The following is a 22,303-nucleotide window of genomic DNA, read 5'->3' on the forward strand; positions in this document are numbered from 1 at the left end:
GCTCAGATACCCTGCATTTTATTTTTGATACCGGTACAGAGGTAACCATCCTGCATTATGGCCTGGCAAAAAAGCTCAACATCTCCGCCAAACAAAAAGCCGGCGTTACCGCCACCAATAACCTGATGCTGAAGGTGAACACCGCCACGCTGAATGTGCTGTACCTGGGCAAAACCAAAATGCCTTTTGTGAAGGTATACCTGGAAAATATTCCCGAATTCCGTAATGGCCCGCTGGTAATAGACGGCTTTATTGGTATAGACCTGCTGAAGCAGTATGTGGTAAAAATAGACTATGCACAGCAGCAGCTGGTGCTATACACCCCCGGCACCTCCATGGAGTTTGCCGGTGCCCAGGTGCTGCCCTTTAAGCTTAACTTCCGTACCCCGGTAATACCCGCCACCATAGAGCTGGACGATGGCCAGACCCTCACCGGCAATTATCACGTAACTACCGGTGGCGACTATGGGCTTTTATTTAACTGGCCCTATGTGCAAAAGAACCAGCTGGCCGACCGTATGACCACCCTGGGCTCAGAACAGGTGCAGGACCTGCTGAAAACCTATGATTATGTGAACAGCAACATTCCGGCGCTCAGCATTGGCAACCGGCAGCTGCACAAAATACCCGTAAGCTATTGTAAGGATGTGAATGACGACGGGCAAACCATGGAAATAGCCGGCGCCATTGGTTATTCCGTATGGAAACAATTCTCCGCCGTTATCATCAACTACCGCCAGAACGAGCTATACCTGCAACCCTGATACTTCCCTTCTTACTAATTATCATTGTCACGTGGAATTTTAATAACTTGCATTTCCCGCCTTTTGCGGGAAAATGTTTTATAGTTTCTCAAAAAACGAATATGATCCACTTTAATAAATTCACGCTGGGCAATGGTTTAAGGGTCATTGTGCATGAAGATCATACCACGCCGATGGCGGTGCTGAATGTGTTGTATGATGTAGGCGCGCGGGATGAAGACCCGGCCCGTACCGGTTTTGCCCATTTGTTTGAGCATTTGATGTTTGGCGGCTCTGTGAACATACCGGATTATGATGAGCCTTTGCAGATGGCCGGCGGCGAAAACAACGCCTTTACCACCAACGATCTTACCAACTACTATATACAGCTGCCTGCAGAAAATATAGAAACCGCCTTCTGGCTGGAAAGCGATCGTATGCTATCCCTGGCCTTTGATGAAAAAAGCCTGGATGTGCAGCGGAAAGTGGTAAGTGAAGAGTTTAAGGAGCATTACATCAACAAGCCCTATGGTGATGTATGGCATAAAATGCGGGAGCTGGCTTACAGCACTCACCCCTACCGCTGGATGACCATCGGCAAGGAGCTTTCCCATATTGAAACCGCCAGCCTGGAAGATGTAAAGGCTTTCTTTTTCAAATACTACCGCCCGGTAAATGCTATCCTGGTAGTAGGCGGTAAGGTAACCACCGCACAGGTGAAAGCGCTGGCGGAAAAATGGTTTGGCGATATTCCCTCCGGCGAAAAATATCAGCGCCAAATACCGCAGGAGCCTGCACAAACGGCCGCGCATAAGCTGGAGGTAAAAGCCAATGTACCGCTGGATGCCCTGTATAAATGCTACCACATCTACAAACGGGAAGATCCCCGTTATTATGCCGCAGATCTTATTTCAGACATCCTGGGCGGAGGCAGCTCCAGCCGCCTGCACCAGGTGCTGGTAAAAGAAAAAAAGCTGTTCAGCAACATAGAATGTTACCACTTTGGCAGCCTGGATGCCGGCCTGCTGGCTATTGAAGGCAAGCTGGTAAAAGGCGTAAAAATGAAGGACGCTGAAAAAGCCATCCAGGAAGAGCTGAGCAAGCTGCAGCAAACCGTAATACCGGAACGCGAATTGCAGAAGGTAAAGAACCGCGTGGAAAGCCTGCTGGCCTTTGAAGATATGAGCCTGCTGAACCGCGCCAACAACCTGGCCTTTTATGAGCTGATGGGCGATGCCGCCCTGATGAATACGGAGTTTACACACTATGAAGTAGTAACCACCGCCGATATTCACCGCGAGGCCAACATCATTTTTGATGAAAAAAATTCCAACACTATCTATTACTACGCAGATAACCAGATATGAACAGAAAAATTGCCCCGGCTATAAAAGACGCAGTGGAGTTTGATGTAACGCTGAAACCATACGAAAAATTCACGCTGGATAACGGTATACCCGTATACGTTATAAAAAGCGATGAGCAGGATACGCTGCAGCTGGAATTTATATTCCCCGCCGGCAGCTGGTATGAGCAGGAAAGCCAGGTAGCCGCAGCCACCAACTTTTTAATAAAGAATGGCAGCACCAAACATAACGCACTGGAAATAAATGAAAGCATTGAATATTTTGGCGCTTACCTGAACCGTAACAGCTATCATGAAAATGCTACCTATACATTGCACTGCCTTACCCGGCATACGGAAGACCTGCTGCCGCTGCTGCAGGAAGTGATCCAGGACCCGGCCTTTACCGCCGATGAACTGGCCACCTACCAGCAGAACATGAAACAGCGCCTGGCCGTGAACCTGCAAAAGTGCGACTTTGTAGCCAACCGCTATATTGATAAGTACCTGTTCGGCGAATTCCACCCCTATGGCCGCGTAAGCACCATGATGGCGTATGATGCGCTGCAGCCCGAAAGCCTGCGCGCCTTTTACCAGAAGCACTACTCGTACAACAACTGCAAGATCTTTGTTGCCGGCCACCTGCCGGAAAACATGATAGCGCTGCTGAATAAATATTTTGGCAGCACGCAATGGAACGGAGAAAGCACGCTGCTGCGGCCGGAGCTGCCCATACAAACGGCAGATGAAAAAAAGCACCGCATTTTCAATGATGAAAATGGCGTGCAGGGCGCGGTACGTGTAGCAAGGCATTTCCCTAACCGCTACCATCCTGATTTTCCGAAAATGATGGTGCTGAACACTATCCTGGGCGGCTACTTTGGCTCCCGCCTGATGAGCAATATCCGGGAAGAGAAAGGTTACACCTACGGCATTCATTCACAGCTCTATAACTTCCGCCAAACCAGCGCGCTGAATATTCAAACAGAGGCCGGCCGCGATGTGTGCGAAGCTACTATTGAAGAAATTTATAAAGAGCTGCAAAACCTGCAGAACGAGCCGGTACCGGAAGAGGAACTGAGCCTGGTGCGTAACTACATGATCGGCTCCATCCTGGGCGACCTGGATGGCGCTTTCCAGGTGATCCAACGCTGGAAAAGCCTGATCCTGAACGATCTGGACGAGAATTATTTCAACAACAACATCCGCATTATTAAAACCATTACTGCAGAGGAGCTGCAGCAGCTGGCCAAACAATACTTCACCCCTTCGGATTTTTACGAGCTGGTGGTGATCTAAAGGAATGTAAAATCATAAACCGACGAAGGAGGTTCATAGAGACCGTTGAAAAGACTTTATGAACGAGATAACTGTAAAAGGCTAATGCATCCGCTGCATTAGCCTTTTACAGTTATGATTTAAAATTTTACATTTACATTCCTACCGTAACCTCCCCGCTGTCATTCGCCATCACCAGCGTTTTCACATGATCCGCTTCCACACTGCCGGCGCTTTTTTCCGGGTCAAATTTGGAAATGCTGTGCAGGAAAGAACAGGCCTCTTCTTTGGCCGTTACGCTTTTACCTTTCACTTTCCAGCTTTGCTGCTCAAAGCCATGCAGCAGCAGCTTTACATATTTGAACTTTGAAGCGCGGCTGCCCTCTGCCTTACCAAAAACCAGCGCTCTGGCAGCAGGGTCAAAGGTAATGCTGCGTTTGTAAAACGCTCCTTTCTCATAGTCAAAGCTAATACCGTCATCTTCATAATACACAAAGCTGTTTTTCACAGCGCCATTGTATACATGCAGCAGCAGGGTATCTGCCGGCTGTTCGGTAGTGTTCTGTATTTGCGACTGCATGGGAATAATGCTGCTTTCCTTTACATACACCGGCAGCTGCTGTATATTCAGCGGAATAATCTGTTCACGCCCGCCTTCATTCACCGCACCCGTATACAACTCATACCACTTGCCTGCAGGCAGGTACACCCGCCCAAAATCTTTACCGCTTTCAAAAGGCGCTATCAGTAACGCTCCGCCAAACAGGTATTGCTGCTGGTATTGGGGATCATATATCCTGGGATCAAAGGTATAGTTAATGGCCAGGCTGCGCATAACGGGCAGGCCGTTTTGCGTAGCTTCATAAAAAGTGCTGTACAGGTAGGGCAGCAGCCGGTAACGCAGGTTAATGTAATTGCGCGCTATTTCCAGCGCCTCTTCCCCAAAGGCCCAGGGCTCAGCTGATCTGGTATTTAAGGCTGTATGGTTCCGGTAATAGGGAATAAAAGCGCCTATCTGCATCCAGCGGGTGTACAGCGCCACACCGGGGTTGCCGGTAAAACCGCCAATATCCATACCGGTAAAGGGTACGCCGCTTAATCCCAGGCTGTTCATAAGGCGTATACCCAGCATCATGTGGTTATCTTCTGCACGGTTATCGCCCGTCCATATGGCGGAGTAGCGCTGCAAACCGGCATACCCCGAGCGGGTAAGTATAAAGGGCCGCTCACGGGTGTTTTCCCGCGCCCCTTCGTATGATGCGCGGATCATCTGCAGGCCGTATACATTATGCGCACGCAGGTGGCTGGCCTTTATACCATCATAATCAAACAGCACATTATTCGGCATCTTTTGCCCCCAGGTAGCTATTTCGTTCATATCATTCCAGATGCCGCTTACCCCGTTATCAGAAAAGAACTTCACTTCCTTACGCCACCAGGCGCGCCCTTTTTCCGCAGTAAAGTCAGGAAAGTGGCACCAGCCGGGCCATACCTGCCCGGTGTAGAATTTCCCATCGGGGTACTTAATGTATACACTGTCTTTTACACCCCGCTCAAATGCAGGTGCACCCTTTTCCACTTTAATACCCGGGTCAACGATCACGGTAGTACGAAAACCCATTTTCTTCAGCGTACCGGTAAGCTTTACCGGGTCAGGAAAGCGCTCTTTATCCCAGGTGAACAGCTGGTAACGGTCCATATAGTGAATGTCCAGCGTAATGCCGTCTGCCGGTATTTGCTTTTCCCGCAGGGTTTGTGCAATACGCAGCACCTCCGTATCCGGATAATAGGAGTAGCGGTTTTGCTGGTAGCCCAGGCTCCACATGGGCGGCAGGTGCATACGGCCGGTAAGCGCCGTGTATGCGGTAATAATATCCGCCAGGTTATGGTGGTAAATAAAGTAGTAGTTCATTTCCCCGCCATGCGCCCCAAAAGAGGAAAAGCGGTTGTTGCTGGCGCCAAAGTTAAAGTCGCTCTGGTAGGTATTATCAAAGAAAATACCATAGCTCTTATTGTGGTGAATGCCTATGTAAAAGGGGATGGTGGAGTACAGCGGATCCTGCCCTGCCTGGTAGCCAAATACATCGGAATTCCAGTTCGTGTAGCCGCTGCCGGTACGGTCCAGGTTACCCGTTTTCTCACCCAGGCCAATAAACCGCTCGCCTTCCTGCATCTTTTTATAGGTGGCTACTTCCTCGCCCGTCCAGCTGGTGTTTAAGCCTGTTTCATCCTGGTTAATCACCTCGCCGGCCGGCGTGTAAAACGCTACAGAAAAAGGTTGTTTGCTGATCACTGTTTTCACTGAATCCGTTTGCAGAATAATCTCCTTTTCCGATTCAGTAATATTGGTTTTCACCATCTCTGGCTTGCCTATTACGGCATAGGAGAAATCAGCTGCCAGCGGTTGCTTATCTATCCGCACCCGTATGGTGGATGCGCTGTACGCTGTTATTGCTGCAAAGGCATTAGCGGTGGTGATCTTCACTCCCTGCGCTTCTTTTTGCACAGCCGTTACATTGCCCGGCTCTTTTACCTGCGCATACCCGGCTGTAAAGGCCAGCAACGCGGTAATAGTTATTTTATACGCTCTGATTAACATAGTCTGTTTTATTACAGTTTCAATAGCTGGTATTCATAGGGCGCCAGGGTAATAGTGGTACCCGGTGTTACAGCGTTACCGCTCAGCGCATCTTTCCAGGCCAGGGGCTGTAAAGCTGCGGGCATGGTATAATTTACGGCCCGGTTGCGCAGGTTGGCAATTACCAGCACCTGCTCTGCACCCTGCACTTTTGTAAAGGCACATACATCGCCGGTGCTGTATGTTGTTAAGGCTCCCCGCTTTACTGCTGTGCTGCTGCTACGGAAAGCCAGCACCTTTTTATACACGGCTGTTACCTCAGGATGCACGCTCCAGTCTATTTTAGCCATGGTAAAGGGAAACAGCAGCCGGTAGCCAGTAGCCACCTCCTGCCCGTTATAGATCATGGGCACACTTTTCATAAAGGCCGTTACTACAAAGGCAGCCATAGCGCCGTTTATACCGCCGAATAATTCAGTGGGCGTACCGTCAGATCCATTTACATCATGGTTGCTGGTGTACCGCACCACACGCTGGCCGGGCGATGCGCTCAGGTATTCACTGGTATTCAGTGTATCAATAGCCGTAACCGGGCGTTCCTTACTATAAATATCCTTCAACGTATTGAAATAGCTGAACCCGAAATTATAATTAAAGCCCAGGGTAAAGTTGGCCGTGCGGCCACCCTCTGCCAGCATGATCAGCTTGTGCGTGCTAATACCCCGTAGCGTATCTATGGCCTGCTTCCAGAAGTCTGTTGGCGGCCCGTCAGCATAATCGCAGCGGAAGCCGTCTATGTTGGCCGTCATTACCCAGAACTTCATGGCCTTTATCATGGCTTTGCGCATATCCGCATTCTGGTAGTTCAGCTGCGCCACATCGTTCCAGCCCGTGCCGGGCGGACTTATAATGTTACCGCTGCCATCCTGCATATACCAGTCTTTATGCGCCGTTATCCAGGAATGGTCCCAGGCGGTATGGTTGGCCACCCAGTCCAGTATTACGCTCAAATTTTGCCGGTGCGCGGTTTCTACCAGTGTACGCAGGTCTGCCAGCGTACCAAACTCCGGGTTTATGGTAAAATAATCTTTTACACAGTAGGGTGAGTTCAGCGCTTTCAGCTGACCCACCGGGAACACGGGCATCAGGTACACCACGTTAGCGCCCAGGTCTTTAATGGCGTTCAAACGGGCGGTAACCCCCGCAAAGTTGCCCTGCTGGCTGAATACGCGCATATTTACCTGGTATATCACGGCATCCTGCGGGTCCGTTACATTGCCAAAAGGGGTTCCGTACTGCGCGGCAATGGTTGTATCTGTTACCGGTAGTATTACGGGTGGTGTGTAAGGCGCGGCGGTATCATTTTTACCGCAGGCGCCCAGCATCCAGGAAAAAAGGATCAATATAAAATTCACAACTGCCTGCTTCATTATTTAAAAATGTGGTTTCCTAGTTTTTGGTAAGGCTGTAAGTGTATTGCCCTGAAAGGTGCAGGTCCAGCTTAATAGTATAGGTACCATCTTCCGGTACGCTCAGGTTATTAAGGCCGGGCGTGTAGCCCAGGAAAGGATTATCTGCATATACCAGCTTACCATTGGCATCTGTGCCAAAATCAATAGCCCAGGCATTGTTGGCCCTGAACTTAAAGGAGCCGTTCTTTTTCATCACTGCTGTTACGGTCCATACCTGCGTGGCTGCATCGTAGGTAAGCGGCGTATCATTATCCCAGCCGCCGGGTGTGGCATCGCCAATAATGCCCCAGGTGACTTTGGTGGCCGTCCACTTGTTGGTGTTCAGGTCTGCGGTGAGGTAGTAATAACCGCCGGTTGGCACACTCAGGCCCGCAGCATTACCATCGGTGCTGAAGCTGCCGTTACCGCCATCCCCGTAGTTGGTATGGTCCCAGTCCGGTGAATTGGTGAACTTAAAATAATATGGCCCGCCGCTGCCAGGCATATTCACATACCCTTCAAACATACCGGCCTTACCTTCTATGGGCGGAAAGGTGGGCGCCTTACCGGGGTCCCAGCCCTGGTAGTCGCCCGGCACGTACAGGTTAGAGCTAAAGGTGGTAATGGTTAGTACCAGGGTATTGGAATATACCGGCGTTACCGTAGATGCGGCGCCGTTATACTGCGGTACCTCAGCCTTTATTCTTGCCGCTACCTGGTTGGTAGTGCCGCCCTGCAGGCCCATGGCGCTTAACAGGTTGTTCAGGTCTTTACCTGTAAAGCTGTATCCTGCCGGCCTGGTGCCTGCATTAAAGCTTTTGGCCTGGCCCCAGGCGTTGGCGCCGGAGGTATCTGAAGGTACATCCAGCTGCAGCGTGTAGGCGGTAACGGTAGCGCCGCCAAAGCCGGCTGCTGCCCAGCTGAAATTAAGGGCCGTATCATTCTCCGCTGCCTTGGTAAGCACTATGGTGCTGCTGCTGGCGCTTAGCGCACCACCGGAAAAGCTGCCGGGCTGCAGTGTAAGCTGTTCCCCATCCTTTTTACAGGCAGCTGCCAACAACAGGATCAGGAGTATATAACGATAGCTTTTTGTAAGCATATAATAACATTTAGAATAAGGGATCAATAATTAGGGTTCTGCACCAGGTTGGTGTTGGAAATAATTTCAGACGAGGGAATGGGAAATACGTTGTAATGCGCATCAGCCCCCGCGCCGCCGGCTACGCCTGCTTTCCAGGGCCACAGGTAGCTGCCGGAGGTAAAGCGGTTAAAACGTACCAGGTCTGTACGGCGAAAGCCTTCCCAATACAGCTCCCGCTGCCTTTCGTTAAATACATCTTCCAGTGAAAAGCTGGCCACCCTGCCATTATCATTTTCGTAAGCCCTTGTACGTAAGCGGTTAAAATATTCCAGCGCAGTAGCTTCGCTGCCGCCGCCATTGCGCTTTACCGCCTCTATGTATATCAGGTACATTTCTGCCAGGCGAAATAAAGGGAAGTCCACACTCACCAGCACACCGTTAGGCGAGTAAGGGGTAGAGCCGTCACTGTTCACATTATTGAACTTGGTTACACCCAGGCCTGCATTAAAGTTCAGCACATCGCTTATTTCCAGGGAGCCTAAGCCAAACATAGCGCGCTTATCTGCATTACCGCTATAATCGCCAAATGCCTGCGGCAGGTTTTTGGTAGCGCGGTTACCGCTCCAGCCGCCGCCGGGTATGCCCGCTTTGGCATTGTCAGCTACATTGGTGCCGTGGCCGGAACAAATGAGAAAGGTAGTGCCGCCATAGTTCTGCGAGTGCGTAGCATCATAGGTAATAGGCAAGATCATTTCTGAATTGTTCACATTATTATCCGCCATGAACAGGTTCTTGTAATGCGGCATCAGCACATAGCCGGCATTGATCACCTGCGTAGCATAGGTAATAGCATCCGTATAATGCGCGGCGCCGGTATATACTTCCGCATTCAGGTACATGCGCGCCAGCAGGGCCCAGGCGGCTGCCTGGTCAGCACGGCCGTATTCATTGCCACGCGGCGGTACCAGCTCCCCATCAATGGCTTTCAGCTCCGTTTCTATGTAGCTGAACAGCTCTGCCCGGGAGATCTGTTTGGGAATAAATTTTCCAATAGGATCCTGGTCTGTTACAAACGGCGGCTTGCCAAAAAGGTCCATCAGCACCCAGTACTGGAACGCGCGTACAAAGCGGGCTTCTGCACGGTAGTGTTTAATGTCGTCCGCATCTTTACCGCCAATGCCACGGCTGGCCAGCTTCTCATCGGTTGATTCGCGGATAAACTCATTGCAGATGGTGATAGAGAACAGGCAACGGGAGTACAGCGCATTAATAAAAATGTTGCTGGAGGTCCAGCTGAAGTTATGATAGCTTTGCAGGTTAGCATCGTTCCAGGCGCACTTGGCTTCATCTGTAGTTAGCTCCTGCAGGTTCCAGTAAGCACGCAAAAAGTCGGTAGTGCCCGCATCTGTAATACCCGGTACATTCACATCAGAGTTGCCCACACCGGTGCTGCTCACCAGTGAGTAGCTGCCGTATACCTTGGCCAATACCTGTTTATAGCCCAGGGGGGTGGCATACTGCACATCGGCTATATTGGAATTAAGCGGTTTCAGGTTCAGGTCTTTGGCGCAGCCCGTAAATAACACGGCGCCCATAAATACCCAACTAAATATCTTTTTCATATCCGTTATTTAAAAGTATTAAAACTGAAGGTTTGCGCCCAGGCTAAAAGTGCGCGGACGTGGATACAGCGCATTATCTATACCGCCATATATTTCCGGATCAAGGCCGGTATACCTGGTAATGGTAAACACATTCTGGCAGGCGGCTGTAACGCGCAGGCCTACACGGTTGCTGATAATGTTGCCAAAATCGCGCGACAGCGTAAGGTTATCCATTTTCAGGAAAGAGGCGTTCTGCACAAAGTAGTCGGACTGCTGCTGGCCATAATAGAAATTGCTTTTTGTTACTTCAGACAGTGTGTTGGCCAGGTATCCCAGCGTGTTGAACATATTGGCTTTAGAGGCGCCGGTAGCCAGGTTGTTGAACATGTAATTGCCAACATTGGCGCGCAGCACGGTGCGCAGGCTCCATTTATCATAGCTGAATTCTGTAGTGAACCCGAATATGAACTTAGGTACCGGCGATTTATAGCGGTAAAGGTCTGCCTGGTTTATTTGCCCGTCGTGGTTCACATCTGCATACACGCCTTCAATGGGCTTGCCGGCAGCATCATACACCTGGTGGTATACATAAAAGGCGTAAGGGCTGTAACCCACACTGTGGATCTGCACCGTACCTACCAGTGAGCCGGGGTAGGTGGAATCTTTGGTGGCCGTGAGGTTAGTGATCTTGTTATTGTTATAGGCCGCGTTAAACGCCAGGTACCAGGTAAATCTTTTGCCGGTAATGGGCGTAGCTTCTATCTGCACTTCCACCCCTTTATTTTCAATGTTACCTACGTTGGTAAGGATGGTGCTGCTAAAGTTAGAGCCTGCAGGAATGGGAATAGTGTTCAGCAGGTCTTTTGTTTTCTTGTAATACACATCCACACTGCCGCCAATGCGGTTGTTCAGGAAAGCATAATCCACGCCTGCATTATAGGTTTCCGTTTGCTCCCATTTAATACCTGCATCATAAGCAGCCGGTGAGCCCATGTTATAGAACTTATCGCCTATTTGCACGGTAGATGCGTTGTCGCTTAGCGAATACACACCCAGGTAAGCATAATTATAAATACCATCCTGGTTGCCTGTAACGCCATAGCTCAGGCGCAGCTTCAGGTCGCTCAGGCTTTTGGCAGATGACAGGAATTTTTCCTGGTTGGCGCGCCAGGTAAAAGCTACAGAAGGGAAGGTGCCCCAGCGGGTAGCGGGCGAAAACCGGGAAGATCCATCTGTACGCAGGGAGGCTGCCAGTATGTACCGGTTATTCAGCGTGTAGATCAACCGGCCGTAATAAGAGATCAGGATGTTCTGCGGCTTATCCAGCGGAAAGGTAGGCACGCTGCCGGGAATAGTATCGCCGTTGGCGCGGAAGGCCGGGTAATTATAGTTAGTGGCCAGGTTATCATAATAACCATAACCTGCCGTTACGTTGAAATTACTTTTGATGGATTCGATGGTCTTGTTATAGTTCAGGAAAAACTCGCCCACCTTATTCCTTATGCGGTTGCCATATTGGTTATGCTGTCCGCTGTCCAGGAAATTCTGTGCAGCATAGGCCGGCACATCTGTCTTTCCTTCCCCTTTAGCTACATCATAACCCAGGTTCAGGTTAGCATGCAGCTCCGGCAGAAAATGAAACTTATAATCGAACTGTATGTTGCCATAGCTGCGCTGCACATTGCTGTGATTATTATACAGGTCCAGCAGGGCTACCGGGTTGCGGGGCGCCAGCTTGTTCAGCGTTACCTCACCGGTACCGGCGTCTTTTGCATACCATTCATAGTAGCCGCCAAAAGGCGATTCAGCGGAATGCACCGGCTGTGTAGGATCAAAGTACACTGCGGAGCTTACGGCGGCGGAGTTGGCAAACCGGCTTTTGTTCACCGCGCCTTTTAAGTTGATGTCGATCTTTAAATGATTGTCAAACAGCATAGGCGTTAGGGATACGCCGCCGCTGATACGCTGCAGGTTATCTGTTTTCAGGATCCCATCCTGGTTCAGGTAACCGAAAGAAAGGCGGTAGGGCATGTTCTTCAGCGCGCCGGCCATGCTCAGGTTATTATCTGTAGCAATAGCAGCCTGGTAAATTTCTTTCTGCCAGTCGGTATTAGCGCTGCCCATCAGGCTTTTAAAAGGCACATTGCCAACCAGGCCTGTGCCCAGTGAATCAACCAGCTTACGGAATGCGCCGGCAGAAAGTACGTCGGCCTTTTTAGCCAGCGTGGCTACTGATACCTGGGTTGAGAAGCTGAACTGCGGTTTGCCTGCGGTGCCTTTTTTAGTGGTGATAAGTATTACGCCGTTGGATGCCCTGGAACCATAAATAGCGGTAGCGGCGGCATCTTTTAACACGGTAAAGCTGGCAATATCATTCGGGTTTACCAGGCTTAAGGGGCTGGATGCACCGTAAATATTCATGTTAGCTACCGGCAGCCCGTCGATCACAATCAGCGGATCATTACTGGCATTCAGGGAGGCCCCGCCGCGTATGCGTATCACGCTGCCGGCCCCGGGCGATCCGCTGTTGGAAGTAATGGATACCCCGGCCACTTTACCGGCAATCAATTGTTCCGGTGTGGTAATAGCGCCTGTTTGAAACTCTTTGGAGGTTACGGTGGCTATGGAGCCGGTAAGCTCTTTTTTGCGCGCAGTGCCGTAACCAATTACCACCACATCGCCCAGCGACTGGGCATTGGGCATAAGGGTAACGGTAATATCATTGATGCCGGTAATGCTTACTTCCTGGGTATTAAATCCAATGTAGGAGATTACCAGGGTAGCGCTGCCTTCCGGCACCTGCAGCGTAAAACGGCCTGTTTCATTAGTGGTGGTGCCGGTAGCAGTTCCTTTTACCTGCACGGTGGCCCCTATTACAGGCCCCTTGGCATTGTCATGCACAAGCCCTGCAAATGTTCTGGTTTGCGCGGCGGCAGCTTGTGCGCACAGCAATACCATACAAGTTAGCAGCAGCTGAATTGTTCGGATCTTAGTCATACGGTAAGGTGTCAATTATGAAAAGTGGAATCTTTAAATACTGTTTTTGGTTCATTGCCCCTTTTAGTTGTCCCATCCGGCTTCCGGAGGCGGCCGGTCGCCACTGTATAGGTGATCTTGGTTCATAACTGGAATTCGGATTTAGCTTGTAATGTCAAAAGAAAACTTTCCGGGGAAGGCCGCAAATTTGTAGCCTTGAAATAAAGAAAATAGACAGCTAAACAGGGAGTGATAGAAAATTAAATGCCTGACGGCCAATCTGTTAACAACACATTAAAATAATACCCATATATATGCTTGAGAAGGAAAAAAGGCCTTTTTAAGCCCTGAAAAATGTGCTTTAGATGGACTTTACCGCCATCACCCTTTTATCAAATTCGTCTTTGGGTACAATGGTGCGGTTACGGATTTTGGTCTTGTAGGCATAGATGGTTTTAACGGAATATTCCAGGATCTGGGCTATCTTCTCATTCTCCGTAATGCCCATGCGCATCAGGGCATAAATACGCAGCTCATTGTTCAGCAGCTCATCGTTCCTGAGCACTATCTGATCTTCCTCATTAAACAGCTTATTAAATTCTTCTACAAAGGTGGGGAACAGCTTCAGGAATACTTTATCAAAACTTTTCAGCAGGTCTTCCCGCTCATTGCGCATATTAATATTATTGAGCACCATACGCAGCTCATCGGGTTTGCGGTCGGCTATTTTCTGATCTATAAGGTTTTTAAAGCGTACTATTTTCTCGAAGAACACGGAGCTGATGTTAAAGAAGTAGCCAATGTACTCCTCCTTGATCTTATTGGCTTCCCGTAGCCTGGCATTCACATCCTGCAGCTCGGTGTTCAGGCTTTTCAGGGTTTCATTTACACGGTGCAGCTGCAGGTTGGCCTGCTCCAGGTTATTGCGGGCATCGGATATAGTTTTCTCCGCCCGTTTCAGCTTGTTGAATTGTTTGTAGATCACCACTATCAGCAGCCCCAGTATGATCAGCACCAGCGTGGCAATCAGGGCATAGGTGAGCCATAGCTTGCGCTGCCGCTCAATATAGCTGATCCTGGCGCCCTGTATAATGGGCAGCATAGCGCTCACCTGCATTTTGCGCTGCCGGGCGCCGTAAAAGGTGGCATCGTCAATAGCTTTTTCAATGTATATGGAGGCCTGTTCAAAATCTCCTTCCTCATACAGCAGCTGTGCCAGGTTAAAGGTGGCAAAGGTTTCTTTGGTAGAGGACCGGATATCTGCCATAGCCGCCCTTACCTGCGAGTTAATAGCCCCGGCCCGGTCTTTATGCAGCGCATAAATAAAGCTAAGGGTTGAGCTTACAATGGCCAGCTGGTGATCTGTAAGGCTGGGACGGTCCAGCAGGGTGCGGAAAAGGGTAAAGGCTTTATCCAGGCTATCCCGCTTCAGGCTTTTAAGGCCGGCATAATACAGGCTTTCAAAAGAATCTGCAGGAATGTATACCAGGGCGGAATCAAAGTAGTTATTAGCTATTACCTGGTATTTGGCGGTGTAGTTGTTATCATTGTTATAATCTGCCAGGTCGTTATAATAACGGCCCATCAGCAGGTAGTATTCGCCTTTAATGCTGTCTGTTTGCTGCGCCGGGTGCACTGCCTGCAGGTATTCAAAAGCTTCCTTGAACTTGCCGGCAGAGAGTAGTATGAAGGCCAGCTTGTTCCTGGAGGCCGCTATCTTAATGCTGTCGTTCATGGCAGCAGCCATATTTTCCAGGTTGCTGGCGTAGGTAAAGGCAGAATCAAATTTATATACCTTATACTCCTCATACAGCTGCAGGGTGGCGGCGTATTGCTGCGGCAGGGTTTTGGCTTCCCGGTAAAGGGTTTTAATACGGTCTATCCGTTGCAGCTTTTGCCGGTCATAGGTGTCTGCCTGCTGAATGGCATGGTTCAGCGCTTTCATGAGCGTATCGCTGCCCGATCGGGCCACGGCGGTTACAGGTAGTAAAAGCAATAGTATGTAGCGCAATACCCTCATGATTATACGAAAACGCAGGCGGTCCCCATAACGCCTGCGGCTGAATGGACTAAGGTAGGATTTATTTTTTTCCCTGCCTTACAGCTTCAGCATTACTTTCTCTCCTGTTTTGGTGGCTTTATAAATAGCGTCAATGATCTTCAGATCTTTCACCGCTTCCTCTCCATTTACCGGCACCGGCGCTTGCTGGCCTTCCAGTATAATACCAGCCATGGCATCCATTTGCACGGTTTGATGGGTTACATGCGGCTGGGTAAGCTCCCCTTTATTGGTGCGGCCCTTAATAGGCCCGTAGCCGGTGGAGGGCTGCATTTCTGCAAAACCCTTTTCGCCATTCAGGAAAAAGCGGTCCAGGTTATTCATGCTATACGTGGAAAGGCAGGAGGCTACCGCACCACTGGGAAAGCCCAGCTGGAACTGTATGGTTTCATCCACGCCTTCTTTAAACTTCACAGGGTCTGTTTTGGTTTCCTGGGCAGTTACCCATACCGGCTCTTCACCAACCATGTAGCGCGATCCGTTGATGGCATAAATACCGATATCCATTAATGAGCCGCCGCCGGCCAGCTGTTTGTTCAGCCGCCATTGTGTAGGATCGCCAATGCGGAAACCGCACTGCCCCTGGAAAAATAATATCTTCCCAAATTCACCGGCATTGCGCATCCGGATCACTTCGAGGGTCTTAGCCTCAAAATGCATGCGGTAACCTACCAACAGATGTACTTTGGCTTTTTTACAGGCATCCACCATCTCCTGCCCCTCTTTTGCATTCAGCGCCATAGGCTTTTCGCAGATCACGTGTTTGCCTAATGAGGCTACCTTTATTACCTGGTCATGGTGCAGCGCATTAGGCGTGGTAATGTACACCACATCTATCTCCGGGTTGTTCTTGATCTGGTCGTACGTTTCATAGCTATAACAGTTCTTTTCAGCAATACCATATTTGCTCTGCCAGTCTTTAAGCTTGGAGGGGGTGCCGCTGATAGCGCCTACCAGCTTTGCCTTTTTACAATCTTTCATAGCTTCCGCCACACGGTTGCCGTAGCTGCCCAGGCCCATGATAGCTACGCGCAGGGTGGGGCCGTCATATGATAAAAAGGGCGCTTTTGCCAGGCTGGTAAGTGGTTGCAGCTGAATGGCCAATGCTGATGCAGCCAGCTGTTGTAAAAAGTTACGGCGTGTATTCATAACGGTGAGTTTGGGTTTGCAGGTTAAAATTTAAGCTGATAGTTCCGTATTTAATAATACGGATTTTACCCGGTTTTTAATAATGCGATACCTATCCGGCCTTTAGATTAAAAATAATTATCATACCTTTGCCCTCCCTATACCGCTTTTGAGCCTATGAAAAGACTACTACTTTTTATCCCAGTGTTATTGCTGTTATGCCTTAACATGGTGGCACAGAACAAAAAAGCCGCTATCGATTCCCTGGAAAGCCGCTACCAGCGCTGCCTGGCTAAAAGCCAGTACATGTATGGCTGCGCCCTGGAATATTACCGCGACCTGGATAGCATGCTGGACCTGGTGTACCGCCAGCTATACAGCAAGCTGGATACCAGCCGCCGCCAAAACCTGGTGGTACAGCAAAGCCTGTGGAAAGAGAAAAAAGAAGCCTACTTTAAGTTGCTGGATACCCGCGTAGAAAAGCTGCACAAGAAAACGCTGGCCGGCCTTGACGACCAGGTAATTGCTACCGACCACAAAGCAGCTTATATAAAAGACCGTGTAACAGAGCTGATCAGCCGGTACCCTACTGCCGGCTGATATAGATGTAATAACACCCGGCAGTGTGTTGATATAGAAGCTTTCTGCCGTACAAATTATACTGCAAAAAGCAGCCACTGTCGTTACACCATCAGGGCATACCTAAACTTTGCAGCCAGCTGATGCACAATGCCGGCCAAGTGTTCAGCACCGCATCCTTTGTGCCCAGGCCAAACCCGTGCCCGCCGTGGTCATAGATCTGCATGGTAGCCTTTACATGATGTTTGCGCAGCGCATCAAAGAACATCAAACTGTTCTCTACCGGCACAACAGTATCATCCGTAGAATGTATTAACAACGTGGGCGGCGTTTGATCCGTTACCCTTTCATTTGTGCTTAAAGAATCCGTCATACCCGGTGCAGGATCAGGGCCCAGCAGCATGTTAGTGCTGCCTGCATGTTTATAAGGCTCCTTCATGCTGATAACCGGGTACACCAGTATGGCAAAGGCAGGGCGCGTGCTCCATTTCTGCTTTTCATTAGCCGGTTGTAACATCGTAGCCAAACAGGAAGCCAGGTGCCCGCCGGCTGAAAAACCGATCACGCCTGTTTTTTCAGGGTCATAACCCCAGTCAGCCGCTTTTGATCTTACCAGCCGCATAGCAGTAGTTACATCATTATACGCAGCAGGGTAGCGGGAACCGGATTGGCTTTCATCATTTATACGGTAATGCAGTACAATAGCATCATAACCCTTGCTGGTAAAGAATGCTGCAATATCCTTTCCTTCATGCCCCAGGGCATGGGTTGCATAACCGCCGCCAGGGCATATTAAGATGGCAGCGCCATTCTTTTTAGCTGCGCTGTAATGTTCCACAAAAGGTGCATCCGCATTTTTTTCACGCCCGCCAATATGCAGGTTGGGCTGATCGGGGTAGAGGTATATTTTTTCCTGGGCTTGCGCAGTGCTAATACTGCAAATAAGCGCTAAAGCTGTAAACGTACGGGCTGCATAGGTTAATGCCGCATACCATCTGTGTCTTATCATAACTGAGGATTTATATCTGCTATTTACCGTGTGTAGCGCGGCGTTTGATCATACCGCCCTTGGTATCGTTAATATTGTGTTGCACAATAAATGCTTTGCTGTCTATCTTTTCAATTTCATCAATGATCTTGTGCACCTCCAGGCGGGTAACCACGGTGTAAATAATATCTATCTCATTATCTACATTACCACGTTTGCCAAACCCGCTTTTACCTTTATATACCGTTACGCCTTTTTTCAGCTTTAATGTAAGCGTTTTACGGATCAACTCACTCTCCGGCGATATAATGGTTAAGGCTATATATTCCTCAAAACCCTGGATAATAAAATCCACTGTTTTGGAAGCGGATAAATAGGTGAGCATGGCGTACATGGCCGTTTCTATATTGATCAGCACTGCAGCCACTCCAAAAATAAGAATGTTGAAATACATGATCACCTCACCCATAGACAGCACCGTTTTACGGTTAATGTACAGCGCCAGCACTTCCGTACCATCCAGTACAGCGCCTCCCCGCACGCTCATACCAATACCGGCGCCCAGGAAAAAGCCGCCAAAGATGGCAATAAGCAGCTTATCGCTGGTAATAACCGGTACTTTTATAAATACCAGCGCCGTAGCCAATCCTATTATAGCAGCCAGCGCTTTAATGGTGAAGCCCAGGGAAAGCTGCCGGTAAGCCAGCAGTATAAAAGGGATATTAATAACGATCAGCAGTACGGAAATAGACCAGCCGGTAAGGCGGCTAATGAGCAGGGAAATACCCGTTACGCCACCATCCAAAAACTCATTCGGCAGCAGGAAACCTTTTAATCCCACCGCCGCCAGCAATACGCCGATCACGATGAGCACAGCATCCTGCGTGTTTTGAATAAAACTTACCCGCGCCAGGCGGGCTTTTCTGGTGGAAGACATGGATAATTGTGAATTGTCAATTACGGATTAATTCCCTACATCCTTTCCTGGTGCCTCAGCCAACGCTCGGGGATCTCATTATTACTGGCCAGCAAATAATCGCTGTATGCACAGGGCACAAAATCCTTACCGGGCAGCTGCATCCACCAGCGGCCGGTTTTCTTGCTTTTCAGGAACACGGTATCTATATCGCCAAAGGCTATATGAAATTCCCAGAAAGCATCCCTTTCTTCCAGCAGCGCTTCCTTGTTCTTTACAGAGCGGCCGTCCATAAAGTACCACAGCATTTGCGCTATTTGTTTGGCGGTCAGCTGGTCTGTATCCTTAGCGGGGTTATAACCGTAAATACCATAGGTGCTAAGCTGTGTGCTCATGCCGGCGTAGCGGGATAGGGCGCAGGCTTCTTCCCCGCTGAAACCGTTGGGGGAAAGGCTGTTGGCCGGTGCATCCGTATGTTTAATGATGTTAATGTCCAGGCTGAAAAGGTCGGTGTTACGCAGCACCGGTTCTGCTTCTTCCAGGTTCTCCCGCACCTTACCCAGGCGGTAACAGTCAAAACGCAGCTTATCCAGCGTTTCTAACATACGCGGGTGTACGAAATAGCTCTGGAAACCGATATGATTATAGTGCTTGATATAGTTAGGCTGCTCTGTAAGCATATCCATTAAAAAGCCGGTAGCCGGTATGGGGCTTTCTTCCTGCAGGTCTATCAGTGCATCAGCCACACTGGCTTCAATTACAAACTCCTGTTTTGCATAGGCCTGGTATTGCGCAAGGGTAAGATCATGTGAGCCGCCTAATATGATCACCGGTTTTTGCAGCTGCAACAGCTCGCCCAGTACGGTGCGCAGCGCGGCATAGGTATCGCCCAGGCTTACGCCCTGCTGCAGGTTGCCCAGGTCGGCTATCTTCACATCTTTATGCCAGTAAAATAATTTATAGAACTCGCCGCGTATAAGATCCGGCGCATCTGTACTTTTTTTACCGGGGCCGTTGCCACGGTTCTCACCTACGCCCAGCAGAATAATGTCCGCGGCTTCCAGGTCGGGCAGCTGCCCGTCTTCAAATAGATCTGTGATACCGCCTATCTGGGCAGCATCAAATTCCTGGTCATCATTCAGGGAGGCTTTGGAAAGGGGCTGTAAAAAATCATGCAGGTGCGTAAAGTCTGCCATTGCAATAAGTGGTTTGTTTGCCGGCAAACCTACAACAAGATTTTAAAAGTGAGATGATTTTACAATTTTTAAACCGGGAGAAGGTGTTGTAACTAAATGAATTGCCTGTGCAGTGTTGAAAAAGAAGACGAAGAAAGGGAGATAATTTTAACAAATAGTTAGGAAAAAATTCAGACACACAGCGGGTTACAACAAATCTATTAGTATAAATCTGGGAGAGTAGATCAGGATTTTAGATGTAGGTTAGGATTGTGTTAAACAGTTCTAAAATCGTAAATCCGGGATCAAAAAAATATTAGTTCTTGTGCACTACAAATTCAAAAGCACGTTGCGTTTTCCGGGCAAAAACTTTTTCCAGTACGGAGCGTTTGCTGGTAACGCGGCTCTTGTTGCAATCCACTACTTCCATGACAGCGCAGAGGTATTCCATAGTTTCTACGACGGTCAGCATTTCGCTGATCTGTTTAACAGCGAATTGTATCTGTTGTTCGTTATACCGCTCTTCGTGAAGTAAGATCAGTAAATCCCTTTCTACAGGTTTCATTGAAAAATAAGTTTGACGTTCCCTATAATTTTTCACCAGGGTTTTCAATAAGGAGGATAGGTTAGGTCTTGCTTAAGGTAAGATGGCTCTGTACTTACTTGCTTGAATGGCGCATTACTGATCAATGCATGCGTTTCTTATTCATAGTTGGGCAACCGCAATCATTTTTCTTAAATACACTGCAACCCTGCAATACTAAACTCCCACACAAAAAAAAGATCAACAGCCATTTCATTTGTTTCATACTGATTATAACTAGCTTCTTTAAATTTAAATCCTTTCGTTATAAGAGTTTACCTTTTCTTAACAATACACCTTCTCTAATTTACGCTAAATTCGCAAAAAATTTTAAATTATTTGTCCACAAGCTACGCTTCAAAAAAAATACTGGTAGTACCGCTTGACTGGGGCCTGGGACATGCTACCCGCGACATTCCGCTCATCTACGAAATATTAAACGCTGGCTGCGAGGTTGTTATTGCGGCAGAGGGTAAACATGCCGCTCTTTTACAGCAGGAATTTCCGCAGCTCACCATCCTGCCCCTGCCAGGCTACCGCATCCAGTACGCGCAAAAAGGCTGGTTCTTTGGCTGGAAAATAATGCAGCAGATCCCCAAGATCCTGAAAAGCATCCGCTATGAGCAGCAGTGGCTGCAGGAAGTAGTAAAAACCCATGGTATTCAGGGAGTTATTTCAGATAACCGCTTTGGCCTGTACCACCCGGATATTCCCTGTGTGTTTATTTCCCACCAGCTGCTGATCAAAACCCCCTTTGGCGGAGTTACAGAACGCATTTTACAAAAGCTTAATTATAAATACATTCGCCGCTACAGCGCCTGCTGGATCCCGGACTTTGCGGGGGACAATAATCTTTCCGGCATTTTGGGCCATCCCAAAGAGCTGCCGCCCCATACCAGCTATATTGGCTGCCTGAGCCGCTTTCAGCCCCGGGAGGGAGTAAAGCAGCTATACGATCTGCTGGTGCTCATTTCCGGCCCCGAGCCACAACGCTCCAACCTGGAAAAGCTGATCCTGGAACAAATAAAACAGCTGCCCATCCGCGCCCTTATTGTAAGCGGCAAGCCGGGCACGCCCCAACAGGAGCAGATCACGCCTAATGTGCGGCAGGTGAACCATATGAATGCACAGGAGCTGAACGAGGCCATGCTGGCCTCCGGCATGGTGCTGAGCCGCAGCGGCTATACCACGCTGATGGACCTGGCCAAGCTGAATAAAAAAGCGATTCTGGTACCCACACCCGGCCAGTCGGAACAGGTGTACCTAGGTGAATACCTGATGGAGAAAGGTTATTTCTACAGCCTGCCGCAGGATAAATTTAACCTGGGCAAAGCCCTGGAAGCCGCCGCCAGCTTCCCTTTCCGCTCCTTCCAGCATGAGCAGGATATGGAGCAGTATAAACAAGCCGTGCGTAAATTCTTGATGTGCTGATGTGCACTAAATGCGATGTGCAAGTGTGCAGATATGCAAATGTGCAAATGAAATGCAGCGATTGATTGCATGTCATTTGCACATTTTTTATGCAAAAACCAGCACATCAGCATATTAGCACATTAGCACATTCCCTCATCCCACTAGCATATTAGCACATCAGCACATTCCCCCCATCTGCACATTTGCACATCCGCACATCTACACATTCTTCGCCTCCGCCCCCACGTAGATCTTCCCGTCAACGATGGCTACCGGCCGTTTCAGGAAAGTATATTCCTGCAATATCAGGTCCCGGTAGTCTTTTTCCGTCAACGTTTTTTCATGTAAGCCCATGGGCCGGTACTTTTGACTGCGGCGGCTGAACAGCGCTTCATAGCTGCCCGCC

The 22,303-nt window shown here is 49.2% G+C and carries 17 protein-coding genes; 5 read left to right on the forward strand and 12 right to left on the reverse strand.

What is annotated here, in order from left to right; translation table 11 throughout:
* From VIM87_RS25010 to VIM87_RS25020, 3 genes are all read left to right on the forward strand, one after another.
* Positions 1-764, forward strand: a 764-nt coding sequence (locus VIM87_RS25010) for an aspartyl protease family protein (protein ID WP_331999632.1), incomplete at its 5' end; no start/stop codon positions are given.
* A 101-nt stretch (positions 765-865) separates the two neighbouring features.
* A complete protein-coding gene (locus VIM87_RS25015; RefSeq protein ID WP_331999633.1) occupies positions 866-2,110 on the forward strand; it encodes a pitrilysin family protein in 1,245 nt (414 codons plus the stop codon).
* A complete protein-coding gene (locus tag VIM87_RS25020; RefSeq protein ID WP_331999634.1) occupies positions 2,107-3,387 on the forward strand; it encodes a pitrilysin family protein in 1,281 nt (426 codons plus the stop codon). The genes VIM87_RS25015 and VIM87_RS25020 overlap by 4 nt, the downstream gene beginning before the upstream one ends.
* Before the next feature lie 133 nt (positions 3,388-3,520).
* Here VIM87_RS25020 and VIM87_RS25025 read toward each other — a convergent pair whose 3' ends face one another.
* The 7 genes from VIM87_RS25025 to VIM87_RS25055 all read right to left on the reverse strand — a co-directional run bounded on the left by VIM87_RS25025 (position 3,521) and on the right by VIM87_RS25055 (position 16,264).
* Positions 3,521-5,965 (reverse strand): glycoside hydrolase family 31 protein, encoded by a 2,445-nt coding sequence (locus VIM87_RS25025; protein ID WP_331999635.1) that lies wholly within the window; start codon positions 5,963-5,965, stop codon positions 3,521-3,523.
* Positions 5,966-5,976: 11 nt separating this feature from the next.
* Positions 5,977-7,374 (reverse strand): alpha-amylase family glycosyl hydrolase, encoded by a 1,398-nt coding sequence (locus VIM87_RS25030; RefSeq protein WP_331999636.1) that lies wholly within the window; start codon positions 7,372-7,374, stop codon positions 5,977-5,979.
* 19 nt (positions 7,375-7,393) lie between these two features.
* On the reverse strand, positions 7,394-8,494 hold the full coding sequence (locus tag VIM87_RS25035; RefSeq protein ID WP_331999637.1) for a SusE domain-containing protein: 1,101 nt from the start codon (positions 8,492-8,494) through the stop codon (positions 7,394-7,396).
* A gap of 23 nt (positions 8,495-8,517) precedes the next feature.
* Positions 8,518-10,098, reverse strand: a complete 1,581-nt coding sequence (locus VIM87_RS25040) for a RagB/SusD family nutrient uptake outer membrane protein (RefSeq protein ID WP_331999638.1) — start codon at positions 10,096-10,098, stop codon at positions 8,518-8,520.
* 18 nt (positions 10,099-10,116) lie between these two features.
* The gene (locus VIM87_RS25045) at positions 10,117-13,077 is read right to left on the reverse strand and encodes a TonB-dependent receptor (RefSeq protein WP_331999639.1); all 2,961 of its coding nucleotides are present in this window, start codon (positions 13,075-13,077) and stop codon (positions 10,117-10,119) included.
* Between the two features lie 340 nt (positions 13,078-13,417).
* Complete coding sequence (locus VIM87_RS25050) at positions 13,418-15,076, reverse strand: DUF6377 domain-containing protein (protein ID WP_331999640.1); 1,659 nt, start codon at positions 15,074-15,076, stop codon at positions 13,418-13,420.
* A 78-nt stretch (positions 15,077-15,154) separates the two neighbouring features.
* Positions 15,155-16,264, reverse strand: coding sequence for a Gfo/Idh/MocA family oxidoreductase (locus tag VIM87_RS25055; protein ID WP_331999641.1), 1,110 nt, complete (start codon positions 16,262-16,264; stop codon positions 15,155-15,157).
* 207 nt (positions 16,265-16,471) lie between these two features.
* Between VIM87_RS25055 and VIM87_RS25060 the strand changes: the two genes are divergently transcribed.
* Positions 16,472-16,843 (forward strand): lysozyme inhibitor LprI family protein, encoded by a 372-nt coding sequence (locus VIM87_RS25060; protein ID WP_331999642.1) that lies wholly within the window; start codon positions 16,472-16,474, stop codon positions 16,841-16,843.
* 91 nt (positions 16,844-16,934) lie between these two features.
* Here VIM87_RS25060 and VIM87_RS25065 read toward each other — a convergent pair whose 3' ends face one another.
* The 4 genes from VIM87_RS25065 to VIM87_RS25080 form a co-directional block, all read right to left on the reverse strand.
* Complete coding sequence (locus VIM87_RS25065) at positions 16,935-17,831, reverse strand: alpha/beta hydrolase (protein ID WP_331999643.1); 897 nt, start codon at positions 17,829-17,831, stop codon at positions 16,935-16,937.
* A 19-nt stretch (positions 17,832-17,850) separates the two neighbouring features.
* Positions 17,851-18,747, reverse strand: coding sequence for a YitT family protein (locus VIM87_RS25070; protein WP_331999644.1), 897 nt, complete (start codon positions 18,745-18,747; stop codon positions 17,851-17,853).
* A 35-nt stretch (positions 18,748-18,782) separates the two neighbouring features.
* Positions 18,783-19,922, reverse strand: a complete 1,140-nt coding sequence (locus VIM87_RS25075; RefSeq protein ID WP_331999645.1) for a formimidoylglutamase — start codon at positions 19,920-19,922, stop codon at positions 18,783-18,785.
* A 295-nt stretch (positions 19,923-20,217) separates the two neighbouring features.
* Positions 20,218-20,466, reverse strand: a complete 249-nt coding sequence (locus VIM87_RS25080) for a hypothetical protein (protein ID WP_089906920.1) — start codon at positions 20,464-20,466, stop codon at positions 20,218-20,220.
* A gap of 357 nt (positions 20,467-20,823) precedes the next feature.
* On the opposite strand from VIM87_RS25080, the gene VIM87_RS25085 reads away from it, so the two are divergent.
* Positions 20,824-21,915, forward strand: a complete 1,092-nt coding sequence (locus VIM87_RS25085; protein WP_331999646.1) for a glycosyltransferase — start codon at positions 20,824-20,826, stop codon at positions 21,913-21,915.
* Positions 21,916-22,116: 201 nt separating this feature from the next.
* Here the strand turns inward: VIM87_RS25085 and VIM87_RS25090 are convergent.
* Positions 22,117-22,303 (reverse strand): arsenate reductase family protein (locus VIM87_RS25090; protein WP_331999647.1); only part of this gene is annotated, 187 nt, incomplete at its 5' end.

This window comes from Chitinophaga sp., from assembly GCF_036569125.1.
Lineage (GTDB): Bacteria > Bacteroidota > Bacteroidia > Chitinophagales > Chitinophagaceae > Chitinophaga.